This is a genomic window from Bacillus sp. AFS098217, assembly GCF_002551815.1.
GTDB lineage: Bacteria > Bacillota > Bacilli > Bacillales > Bacillaceae_G > Bacillus_A.
Genome location: NZ_NVPR01000024.1, coordinates 16298 through 28811, shown reverse-complemented (window position 1 = coordinate 28811; position 12514 = coordinate 16298). Strand labels below are relative to the sequence as shown.

General features: G+C 39.4%; 6 protein-coding genes and 1 pseudogene. 2 read left to right on the top strand and 5 right to left on the bottom strand.

The window, feature by feature from the left end:
* Window positions 1-10: 10 nt before the first annotated feature.
* On the top strand, window positions 11-1183 hold the full coding sequence (locus tag COO03_RS06245; RefSeq protein WP_097896025.1) for an MFS transporter: 1173 nt from the start codon (window positions 11-13) through the stop codon (window positions 1181-1183).
* Between the two features lie 807 nt (window positions 1184-1990).
* Here the strand turns inward: COO03_RS06245 and COO03_RS06240 are convergent.
* From COO03_RS06240 to COO03_RS06220, 5 genes and pseudogenes are all read right to left on the bottom strand, one after another.
* A pseudogene (locus COO03_RS06240) lies at window positions 1991-3443 on the bottom strand (RNA-guided endonuclease InsQ/TnpB family protein).
* A gap of 270 nt (window positions 3444-3713) precedes the next feature.
* Window positions 3714-5183: a glutamate decarboxylase gene (locus COO03_RS06235; RefSeq protein ID WP_097896024.1), complete on the bottom strand. Its 1470-nt coding sequence runs from the start codon at window positions 5181-5183 to the stop codon at window positions 3714-3716.
* 592 nt (window positions 5184-5775) lie between these two features.
* Window positions 5776-7014, bottom strand: coding sequence for a serine/threonine transporter SstT (gene sstT, locus COO03_RS06230; protein WP_097896022.1), 1239 nt, complete (start codon window positions 7012-7014; stop codon window positions 5776-5778).
* A 950-nt stretch (window positions 7015-7964) separates the two neighbouring features.
* Window positions 7965-9581, bottom strand: coding sequence for an amidohydrolase (locus COO03_RS06225; RefSeq protein ID WP_097896020.1), 1617 nt, complete (start codon window positions 9579-9581; stop codon window positions 7965-7967).
* A gap of 550 nt (window positions 9582-10131) precedes the next feature.
* Complete coding sequence (locus COO03_RS06220; protein ID WP_257132036.1) at window positions 10132-11655, bottom strand: malate:quinone oxidoreductase; 1524 nt, start codon at window positions 11653-11655, stop codon at window positions 10132-10134.
* Between the two features lie 496 nt (window positions 11656-12151).
* On the opposite strand from COO03_RS06220, the gene COO03_RS06215 reads away from it, so the two are divergent.
* Window positions 12152-12418 carry a SunI/YnzG family protein gene (locus COO03_RS06215; protein ID WP_097896015.1) on the top strand — a complete coding sequence of 89 codons (267 nt, stop codon included), beginning with the start codon at window positions 12152-12154 and terminating at the stop codon, window positions 12416-12418.
* Window positions 12419-12514: the final 96 nt, after the last annotated feature.

The window sequence follows — 12514 nt, the reverse complement described above, 5'->3', positions numbered from 1 at the left end:
GGGATACAGAATGAACACACAACGCTGGATGAGTAGACAGTTTTTTAGTTTTTATATGACATGGGGCATTTTTCTACCCTATTGGACAGGATGGATGATTCATACAAAAGGGCTTACGCTTTCACAAGCTAGTTTGATTATGAGCTTAGGTTTGGTTGCAAGAGGCCTTTCTACATTAATTGCGTTTCCTTATTTATCGAGGAAATTTAGTAGTAAAACCTTATTAAATGGAATGGCAATCGGCACACTAATTGCTATTCTGTGTTGTATTCCAGCGAGTTCCTTTGTTAGCTTACTTGTGGTAACGTTACTTTTGAATTTTATTTACCCAGCACTGATGCCTGCTTTAGATAGCGCAGCTGGCGTACTTGCGCAGAGTAATCAATTAAGACATTATGGGAAGAGCCGCTCGTGGGGATCCATTGGGTTTGTCGTGGCAGGTATGATCTTAACCATCTTTACAGGGGCGTTTGGGGATGAAGTGATTTTATGGGCACTGTTACTCGGCACATTGGTATTCGTGTGTCTTGGTTTTATGCGTGCACCCGTTGTTTTATCTAAAAAACCGCAAGCGGATCAAACAAAAAAAGGCGGTATGCTGGAATTATTTCGTATCAAACACTTTGGTTTGGTGCTCGTCATTGTGATTTTACTGCAAGCGGCACACGCTTCTTATTACAGCTATGGCTATATTTTTTTACAAGATATTCACGCACCCAAATATTTAATTGGGGTAATTATTAACATTGCCGTGATCGCAGAAATCATTTTCTTCTCAATCGCAGATCAGAGCTTTCGTAAATTTTCAGTAGGCTCCTTACTGACACTAGCGGCACTTGGTTCATCCGTCCGTTGGATATTAGTATTTGCCTTTCCAAATGTTATTGTTTTCTGTATCGCGCAAACATTGCATGCATGCTCATTTGCAATGGGGCATTATGCCTTTATGAAATATTTAATCAAAAATATTCCACATGCGCAGATTCCAAAAGCACAAGGCATGTATTCAGCACTGGCACTTAGCTGGAGTACTGCGGTGTTCACGATGTTCGGCGGTTATTTATACGAAATCGAGCCAAGATACGCCTTTATCGGGATGATTGTTTGTACCATACCGTCGATGCTACTTGCACTTGTTTATCGAAATTTGGAACATAAAAAGAAAGCAGCAGTTTTTATTTAGTTTATTTAAGACTATACAAAGCGAAATCGATCTTATATGCCGCACAAATCTTCGGATATTCAAGCGCGGCATATTTTCGTTTTTCCTAATACTTAAGATCATCATAGAGCATTAGGTAATACTGGATTATTATAAAGCAGGCTTGTTCATTTTGGACAAGCCTATTAATTTACCATCAATTTTATTCCGTATTAACGTGCAGTAAGATGCAGAGAGAAGCGAAGAAGATAGGTGAGGGATAACTGCACGTAAAAGCCCGATTGGTTCAACTAACCATCAGTGGGGATGAACCCCCCACTAATGGAAATTTTACTTTATTTAATGCATCCTTTCCTACATAAATCCTAGATCTCTTTTTCATTACTAAAAAACGCATACCAGGACGCAACCGCATTTACTTATGGTACGGTTCACCGTGACGTATCTAAATGAGGTTCTCTTGGATCGCCCTCCCCCCTCTCACTTCCTTTAAATATGAATTCTTGTCCTTAATTGAGTAACCAGCGATAGTAAAATAAGCGCAGATTTTTCGGTTAGATGCAGAATAGAGCTCGTTCCGGAGTTTATAAGGGGAGGTTTTCCGATTATGCAAAGCAAAATTACCCATTTTCATATTTTTCGAGTCAATAGGCGGAATCTCTCCGTCTATTTATCAGATCGGGTGTTTAACCTGTTCCCCAAACCGATAAGAGATATAAACTTTTCTTCTGTATAAAGCATATCCTTATTGGTCGACTTAATCTCCATGAAAACTCCCACCACTTATCTCCTTCGGATCTTGAAGTGGGGGTTTCTCGTGTATCACCTTCAAAAGATGCTTAACACGAGTGGAGTTGACACTGCTGCCTGATGGCACAACCCCTCTATTCCATCGGAAAACGCCTTTGGAACTGCTTTTTTTAAGATATTATAGGAACCATTCACATCTGCATTTAGTAATTTGTTCTCTTTTGTGCGATACAAGCCACGTTTGATACGTTTTCCACTGAACTCAGGAATATCTTCCTCACCGTAAGTTGGGATTGCATCATTGTCTAGAAAGGATGCTTTGCTTGTTATACGATTCTTCCACGACTTGTACATTAATACCCTGTCGATGCGCCTTATATGTGATCATTTCAATGAGTAGATTATATGGGATATGGCAAAAGGATTGATTTTGTCGTTTCCCCATATCACTGTTTTGTTTCCATGATATATTTTTCCCTATCACAATCATAGAGATCTCATGCTGAACTGCAAAATCGACAATGTGATAACTGATTTTGTGGAAAATGTCTTTGATTTTGAGAAACCGTTTCTCATGAAGCTTCTCTAAACGCTTTGATGTGTGTGGTCCTTCTTTTGTTTCTTTTCCATGACGAAGAATACCCAGTAAATGAGCCTTTTGCTTGTTGTAGTATTGATTAATGCTTTTGATGACATTGCCCTTTACTAACACAGGAGTAGCCCCTGTATTCGTTGTGATAGTTGCAATGTTATCGATTCCTAAATCAATACTCATATAGCGGTTGTTGTCCACATGCTCAGATGCTGACTCGGGTTGTTCTGCCACAATTTCCACCTTAAATTTCCCATAAGCAGGAGAAACGCGTACCTCCTTGAGATTTTCGATACGCCCAAACAATTTACCGATATTTAATTTCATGCTTGTTTTTGGAAAGCGAATATATTTGTCTTGGAGTTTGCATACTTGATTGGTGAAAACAATTTCTTTCATAGATGATTTGATATATTTTGGAATGCGAGGTCTACCCGTAAAAGTGGAAGGCTGTTTCTTGTATGCCTTGATGGATGCAAAGAATGATTTCCAGTTTTGATATAACTTCTTCATAACCGCTTGATTCGTTTGTGCTGGCAAATTCATATAATCTTGTTGTTTCATTGTTTTAAACAAACAATCTAGAAAGTTATAGGATAGAAACGAGTTTTCTTTTGTCGGTAATGTAAACGAGTTATATCTTATTTCATTTTGTTTTTTCGCAGGTTTTTCTTTTTGTTTTTGCACGCGTTTTTGGTATGCATGCAGTTGATTTTCATTCATGATTTCAATATGTGCTTGTAATGTATGAAGAACTTCTTGTTGAAGTGGCTGTAATGGTTGATCCGTACGTAAGGCCGTATACACTTGGCGAATATAGAAGTTTGTTGTATTGTAGAGATTTTTTGCGTTTTGACACATTTCTAAGAAGTAAGAGTATAACTTATGACCTTTCTTAATCCAAATTTGATAGGTTGCATATTCTTTTTCTTTTGTCATCATGTTCACCTCCTTCTCCCCTTCATGATACTACAAAACACTTGGAAAGAACATACATTCGTCATACTACGAAAATATTTTTACAAATGCGATGGCAATTCATCTCCACCTTAAACTGGGCTATGCCCTACACGTTTTGAAGATGGAGTTTTCTTGCCAATTTTCCGATAAAAAGTCCATCCAATAAATTTCTTAATGGATGGATTCATCTAAGATAGTTAATTTCACCGGTGGTTAGCTCAACTTAATGACTATGGGATCTGTCTCCACTTAGTGATGAAACCTATTATCACATTTCGTATCATGTGGCATAGGCCCGTCCAGGGAATCCAGAAAGGCAACGGCCTGTTTGAGGTTCATCAAAAATAAATGCGCGAGATCCATGGAAAATCCATTTCGAACCACAACGCGCATAATCGTCACCGCTTCCATATCTGGAGGCAATGGATAGGCGGGTACTTGCCAGCCGAACACACGCAATTGTCGAGATAAATCATAAAGATTCCAGTTTAATGTGTAACCATCTTTCAGTCGCCAAGCGAAAACCGGAATATCCGAACCATCAGACAAAAGTTCGAACGGTTCCATCTTCTGAATCGCCTTGCTAAGAAAAAGAGCGACTTTCTGAGAAGCCCTTTGGACATCATAGTACCCACTTTTCCCCAAACGCAGGTAATTGTAATATTGCAGGAGCACTTGTGCGCCAGGACGAGAGAAATTCAGGGCAAAAGTCGGCATGTTCCCGCCCAAATAGGAGACGCGGAAGATTAGATCCTCAGGGAGATCTTCAGCTTCCCGCCAAATTATCCAACCCAACCCAGGGTAGACTAATCCATATTTATGTCCGGATACATTGATGGACTTCACCCTCGGTAATTGAAAATCCCAGACTAAATCTGGTTGAAGAAACGGTGCTATAAATCCCCCCGAAGCCGCATCCACATGCATGGGAATGTCGAGGCCCGTCCTCTCCTGTAAATCGTCCAACGCTTTCGCAATGGCGGCAACCGGTTCGTAAAGCCCGGTATAAGTCTCACCGAGAATCGGTACCACACCAATCGTATTTTCATCCACGGCAGCGAGGACCCCCTGTGGATCCAATTTGGGATGCTCTGGGCTAACCTTCACATAGCGTGGTTCAACCTCCCAATAGTTCGCGAATTTTTCCCAAACGACTTGAACAGCAGAACTAAACACAATATTGGGCCGATCCACCGGCTTCCCTTCGCTTTTGCGTGCGTTTTGCCAGCGTCTCTTTAACGCAAGCCCCCCGAGCATACATGCTTCCGACGATCCAGTTGTTGAAACGCCCATAGTCGTAATAGGGGTGGGCGAATGCCAGAGGTTGGCTAAAATGCGGACACACCGCTCCTCAATTTCAGCTGTCTGTGGATATTCATCCTTGTCAATCATGTTCTTGTCGAATGATTTGGCATATAAGTGCTCTGCGGCAGGCTCCATCCATGTGCTAACGAATGTTGCAAGATTCAAGCGGGCATTGCCATCAAGAGCAATTTCATCATGGACGATTTGATACGCTGTTTCTGGTAACATGCCTTTATCAGGCATGTGAAAGCGCGGAACGACTGATTCTCCTTCGCGGGTAAACAGAGGATTTACAGAAAATTCGTGAGGCAGCTCCATTTGCACGTGACGCGGTAGATATTGTGGATTATCTGACATGATCTCTTTTCCTTCGTATGCATCGTTTTGAACTTCTGCTTTTCGATCCTGTGGCATACAAGTCCCCCTTAATTAATTGTTTAACAAACATATTATTTACAAAAAAGCATTTGTTAAACCAAGGGGACAATTCTAATAAAAGGTGCTGCCACCATTCGAATTAAAGGAGTATATTAACGTAAGCCATTCAAATAACAAAACAGCACCTCTCCAGCAAATTAGAGGGTGCTGTTGTTTTTTCGCTAAAACCTCATTTACTTATGATACGGATCCCCATCCCGGTATCACAAACTAACAATATCTTAGTTATATTCAATCTCCTTCTGATTAAACACCTAACTCTTTGATCATATTACCGTGTAAAAATCTCATCAATTTAGTTTTAAAAGCTATATTTTTACTGATTAGTCCTAATCCATAGCATGCTCAAGGAAGTTCTGCTTTTATAGCTATGAATAAAGGTTTCTTTAACTACGGCTCGAATTTCCAACATAAAAGACAGGAGCTTGTTGCTCACTGTCTTTTATTTATGAACTATATATTTAGTTGTAATACATACACTTCAAACATTACTAATCCATAGCCGAACATGTTATTGGCGTTCTATGCTTCTAAAAAATCATATTTGCACTAAAACTAGATTTCTTCTTTATGATGCTTTGTCGATATTTATTTTTTTCCCTTTTTTACGCCACTCTTTAAATTCAGCTGTTGCTGTGAAAAGTACGTCTGTGGATGAGTTAAGTGCCGTTTCACAAGAGTCTTGTACAACACCTATGATAAAGCCTACTCCAACTACCTGCATAGCAACATCAGATGAGATTCCAAATAAACTACATGCTAGAGGAATCAGTAATAAAGATCCACCAGCAACCCCTGAAGCACCACAAGCGCATATAGCTGACAATACGCTGAGGATGATTGCTGTAGGGAAGTCTACTTGAATACCAAGTGTATGAACCGCTGCAAGTGTCAAAACAGAAATAGTAACAGCGGCACCACCCATATTGATGGTTGCACCTAATGGAATAGATACTGAATAACTATCCTTATTTAAACCTAGATTTTCACATAATCTCATATTTACAGGAATATTCGCAGCTGAGCTACGTGTAAAGAATGCTGTAATACCACTTTCCTTTAAGCACTTAAACACAAGTGGGAACGGATTTTGACGTATAAATGCGAACACAATGATTGGATTGACAACTAGCGCCACAAAGACCATACAACCAAGCAAAATTGCAAGTAATTTTCCATAGCTTAGTAGTGCCCCGATTCCATTTGTAGTAATAGACTCAATTACTAGACCCATGATTCCTAATGGTGCAAACTTAATAATCCATGTAACTATTTTAGATACAACATCTGAAAAGTCAGAAATCATTGTTTTTGTCGTATCAGAGGCATTTCGTAAAGCCAAACCAATGAGTACCGCCCAAGCTAAAATACCGATATAGTTCGCATTATAAATCGCTTTAACTGGGTTATCAACAATGTTCAGCAGTAATGATTTGAGAACCTCCACAACACCGCCAGGAGCAGTCACACCTTCAGCACCCTTTGCAAGTGTTAAACTTACAGGAAAAATAAAACTTACAACAACGGCAGCTAATCCAGCTAAAAAGGTTCCTAAAAGGTATAGGAAGATAATGGATTTCATATTCGTTCGTTGACCACTCTTGTGTTGAGCAATGGCCGACATAACTAAGAAAAGTACCAACACAGGCGCAATTGCTTTCAAAGCACCTACAAATAAAGTACCTAAAATTACAACAGGTTTTGCTGCTGCTGGGATTGTCAAAGATAGAATAATACCAATAATCAAACCTACAATAATTTGTTTTACAAGACTCACTTGATTCCACTTTTTCAGTATACTGTTCATAGATATTCCCCCTTTAGTTTCAGATAAAATTGCAACATTGCTACTATGGAGCTATTCATTTCTCACAACCCTATGATAAAGTGAAACTTTAATCAGTGGGGTTTTCTTCATCCCCNNCCCACTGATTATTAGTTGAACCAATCGGGCTTTTACGGGCAGTTTATCTCCCACCTAACTTCTTTAGAAAAGCGGAAGCGGCTCGCTCAGAATCGCAGGACGTTGGAGCCTCCGACAGAGAGGCACTTTTTGCCTCGTCCGAGGGGGCGAAACGACCGGAGATTCTAGCCGCTAGAGCTGGACAATGCTTTCACTGAATTTTAAGGTGGGAGTATTACTACCCGTTAATGCGGGATAAAATTAAGCCTATTTCAGATCGCTTCGATTGAATAATAAATGATTTTTATTAAATATGTACCAATCCAGCTTGGCTTTTAATCTTCTCCTTCTGTGCTCTTTCAGAATTTCTCCAAAGATTTATCTAATAGAAATCCCATTTTCATCACATTTCACTCCATCAAGATAACTATCTTTCTAATAAGTAGTATTATAACGGATTATTTTCATATATCACAATATTATTCGCTTTATTTTTCAAAAAATTTTAATTTTCGAAACAAAAAACCATAAGCAAGACTGAACAATACATATTACACATCCTATTTACAACGTTCACTCATGTAAAAGAAACGAAAGAAAGAACGCCTGGTACTTTACGTCAATACCGCGAAAACTTTCATTATTTTAAAAAGGTATACTTCATGATTTATCTGCTCTGAATACGGAAATAATCCGAAGCTAACCTCCTCTCAGTTACTTAAATACCAAACACATACTAAGATTAGTATGTGTTTGGTCGCACATTGTCGAAGAGTCGATATATTCGGAGTTACGTTCGATTAAAGAGGCTGCTCCTAAGAGCAGCCTCTTTTCTTTCATGATAAAATTATGCACTATCCGATTAAGGAAGTTGAATGCTGGAATACAATTTCACCGTCTAGCATGGTCAGTTCAACCTGTATGTCCTTAATCTGTTCGTGAGGAACGTTTAGAATCGGTTTATCCAAAACAACCAAGTCTGCAAGTTTCCCCACTTCGATGCTGCCTTTCATCGTTTCTTCAAAACTTGCGTACGCGCCGTTCCAGGTAAATAGTTTGATTGCTTCCAAAACGCTAACACGCTGATTGGCTCCGACTTCCTGTCCCGATGCACTCAAGCGGTTAACAGCAACATGAATACCAAGAAGTGGATTTGGCATGATAACTGGACTATCGGAAGCAGCTGCAGCAATGATACCAGCATCAATATAATCGCGAAGGGGATACATATGATTTACCCGCTCACCATAGTCTTTTATATACCCTTCCCCAAATTCATAGAAGAACCCAGGATTAGGAATAGGAACCACTCCAAGTTTTTTCATGCGGATAAGTAAATCCGGCATTGTCAACCCCGCATGTTCAATCCGATGCCGGTGATTTGACCGCGGATGTTTTTCCAGCGCACGTTCCATGCAAGTAAGCAACATATCAATCGCTCGATCTCCCTGTGCATGTGCCGTAATTTGAAACCCTTTTTCGTGCGCTTCTCCCAATATCTCATCCAATTGTTCCTGACTATAATAGAGAATTCCGCAATCATTTGGATTACTTGTGTATGGTTCCCTTGTTGCAATTGTTGGACCTGTGCTGGCACCGTCCGTAAATACCTTTGCAGGACCGATTCGAAACCACTCGTTACCCACCCCTGACAACATACCGGCATCTATCATTTTCTTAATGTAATTTTCAGGTTGGTTCAGTTCACAGATCATGGCATAAATCCGTGTCTTCACAGCCCCGGAAGAAACCGCTTTCTGCATTGCTCTAAAAACGGAAGCACCGTATGAGCCGGCATCATGAATACTCGTTATTCCTAATTTAACAAACTCATTGCTAGCTAGAGCAAGCCCTTTAATCAGTTCCTCTTCGGAAAATTGCGCAAGTGCAAACATACTCATATGAGCGGTTTCGTACAACAGTCCATTAAGATCACCGTTTTCATCCCGTCCGATGATTCCTCCCTCCGGATCGGGAGTATTTTTAGACAAACCAGCCAATTCAAGTGCTTTGCTGTTTACTACAGAAATGTGACCGCAAGTACGTCCAATGATAATTGGATGCTCCCTGGAAATCTCGTCAAGCTCCCATCTCGTTGGAAAACGCTTTTCTTCAATTGTATTCTCGTTAAATCCCCATGACCGGATCCACTCCCCTTTAGGCGTCCGATCCGCCGATGCCTTCCCTGCTGCCAGAAGATCACATAAGGATTTCAAATGCATCTCTTTAAAATCAATACCAAGCTTATTCGTTCCAATAACCGCCATATGTAAATGAGAATCAATGAAGCCAGGCAGTAAGCTCTTTCCTTCCAGGTTTATTACATGAGTATTATCATGAATGTAATTCTTTATTTCCTCGTTTGTACCAACTGCAATAATTCGGTTCCCCTTGACCGCAACCGCTTCTAAAATTCTGTTTTTCTCATCGACTGTAATTACTTCACCGTTTAAAAATACACGATCTGCCATTTCAAATCCCCCTTAAATCGTTATTTTTGTCTCTGCTTTCTGAACAAACGGCATTCCAAGTACAAAGGGAGTTACTTTGTCTACGAACGAGACACCTCCCAACATGCGGATAAAGTGAAACTTCCATCAGTGGGGGTTTTCTTCATCTCCCACCTATCTTCTTCGCTTCTCTCCAGGTCTTGAGGTGGGGGTCTTACTGCCCGTTAATGCGGGATAAGTGTCAGCATTCCTAATACATGCGTTTTTTCAACTTCATAGCCCCTCTTCATGAATCAATTTGCTCTACTTCTGACATTTGTTAGTTACCGATACGATTCAAAGGCTTCTTCTCTCGTCTCTTCAAAAACGCAAGATTGATACCACAAAGTTTGATCAAAAACACCTCACAAACCAGCATCTTACTATGAATAAAAGGAATCCATTTTGAAAAAAGAACCTTCAATCCAAAGATAGATCGAAGGTTCTATGTTTTATTTTCAATGATATTCTATTGATGAAACATGTTGCTTAAACCTTTTCATTAAATATCTTTGTTTCTACATCCAAAGAATTAACTATATGCCAGTTCCTTTTCACTTAGACCAAGCGTCTCCGCTGTCGAAGTATGAATCTCTTGGAATAGCTCTGGGTTATCAACTAGTGAAACACCATAAGAAGGAATCATTTCTTTTATTTTCGTTTCCCACTCTTGCATATGTTGTGGGAAGCATTTTTCTAATACCACAAGCATAACATGAACGGCAGTAGAAGCACCCGGAGAAGCGCCGAGCAATGCAGCTATCGAGCCATCAGAGGCACTAACAACTTCCGTACCAAATTGAAGTGTTCCTTTACCGCCGGCAGCAGTATCTTTGATAACTTGCACACGTTGACCTGCTACTACTATATCCCAATCCTCGCCTTTAGCGTTCGGGATAAACTCGCGTAATTCTTCCACGCGCTTTTCATTCGATAACATAACTTGTTGGATCAAGTATTTTGTCAATGACATCTCTTTTACGCCCGCTGCCAACATAGTGAAAACATTATTCGGTTTTACAGAACCTAGCAAATCAAAGTTTGAACCAGTTTTTAAGAACTTTGGTGAGAAGCCGGCAAACGGTCCAAACAGCAATGTTTTTTTGTTGTCGATATATCTTGTATCAAGATGCGGAACAGACATTGGTGGAGCACCAACCTTAGCTTTACCGTATACTTTTGCATGATGCTTCTCTACAACTTCCGGATTGTTACATACCATAAATAGGCCGCTTACCGGGAACCCTCCAATATGTTTTGACTCAGGAATACCAGTTTTTTGTAGTAAAGGCAGACTTCCGCCCCCACCACCGATAAAGACGAATTTTGCAGTATGGTATTCGATTTTACCGCCATCCATATCATGCACTTTCACTTCCCACAAGCCGTCGCTCGTACGTTTAATATCCTGAACACTATGCTTGTAGTTTATCTCGACGTTTTTACTCTGTAAGTGGTCAAACAATATGCGTGTTAAAGCACCAAAGTTGACATCCGTTCCAGAGTCGATTTTTGTTGCTGCTATCGGGTCATTCGATGTACGGCCTTCCATGATAAGCGGAAGCCATTCTTTCAGCTTTTCAGGGTCATCGGAAAATTCCATCCCTTGAAAAAGAGGATTGTTTGACAGCGCTTTAAAACGTTTTTTCAAAAATGTTACATTTTTTTCCCCTTGTACCATACTCATATGAGGTATTGGCATAATAAAGTCCTGCGGATTATGAATCAGATTGCTGTTTACAAGATAAGACCAAAACTGTCTTGAAAGCTGAAACTGTTCATTAATTTTTATAGCTTTGCTAATATCTATAGATCCGTCAGATTTTTCGGATGTATAGTTCAGTTCGCACAGTGCAGAATGACCCGTACCCGCATTATTCCATTCGTTAGAGCTTTCTTCTCCTGCGTTTGCAAGTTTCTCAAACACTTTGATTTCCCATTCAGGTGCCAACTCTTTCAGTAATGATCCCAAAGTCGCGCTCATGACTCCGGCACCAATTAAGATAACGTCTGTTTTTTGCTGCATGTTGCTCATGATAATCTCTCCATCCCCTATATTGGCAAAAAAGAGTAGACGCTTCTGCTTAGATGTCGCAAAAAGCAAGGCGCCGCCTAGGCCCCACCTAGGAATACATCTTTTCTGTCTCAATTATAACCATCTCATATTCTATTATAAGTATTTATAGGGTAAAATATCTAGTATTATCTGATAATTATAAACTGTTTAAGGCTAATAAAAAAGTGAGAAGTCCATCTGCAAGGCCCTAGGAACACAAAAAAACAAGGCCTTAATTCCCAGATTGAGGCTTTGTTTTGCCGTTAACAGTGAATCGACACCCTATAATTTCCGCCATTACTTGTAGTATAGCTCTCCTAATTTTAAGCAAACTTATTTTTTTAAAAAAATTACATTTGTTGATTAATATAATTTCATGAATGTCTGGAATAACAGTTAGATTAGGTAAAAAAACAATAAAACAACGCCTATTTTTACCAAAAAGTGATATTATCTAATTATAATAATTTATTAATTTTATAGGTGGTGAATGGTAATGTTAGGAATAAACGTAGAAAAATCAAATGAGAACATTGTAATCAAATACCATTTAGCTAAAGTGGAAATTCCTATCTCAGATATTATTGAGGTGACTTTAGATGATACATATGCTGGGACAGATGAGGGAGCTATAAGAATTGGTCCTCCCTATGGAACTACTGATAGAGTTTTAATTAAAACAAAAACGAATAACTACATCTTATTCACGACTAATTATACCTTTATTATGAATAAAATTAATTCAGCTATTGCAGAAAACTAAATAAACAACGATTGTTTTAATCGTATAAAGTAGAATTTTTATTACACTAATGAATGTCTATATATACATCCATTAAAAAACGACATCCCCCCCTCT

What these genes read in the sequence shown, in the direction of transcription:
- COO03_RS06245 (WP_097896025.1), top strand. Translation starts at nt 11, where the DNA reads ATGAACACACAACGCTGGATGAGTAGACAGTTTTTTAGTTTTTATATG.
- COO03_RS06235 (WP_097896024.1), bottom strand. Translation starts at nt 5,183, where the DNA reads ATGCCACAGGATCGAAAAGCAGAAGTTCAAAACGATGCATACGAAGGA.
- sstT (WP_097896022.1), bottom strand. Translation starts at nt 7,014, where the DNA reads ATGAACAGTATACTGAAAAAGTGGAATCAAGTGAGTCTTGTAAAACAA.
- COO03_RS06225 (WP_097896020.1), bottom strand. Translation starts at nt 9,581, where the DNA reads ATGGCAGATCGTGTATTTTTAAACGGTGAAGTAATTACAGTCGATGAG.
- COO03_RS06215 (WP_097896015.1), top strand. Translation starts at nt 12,152, where the DNA reads ATGTTAGGAATAAACGTAGAAAAATCAAATGAGAACATTGTAATCAAA.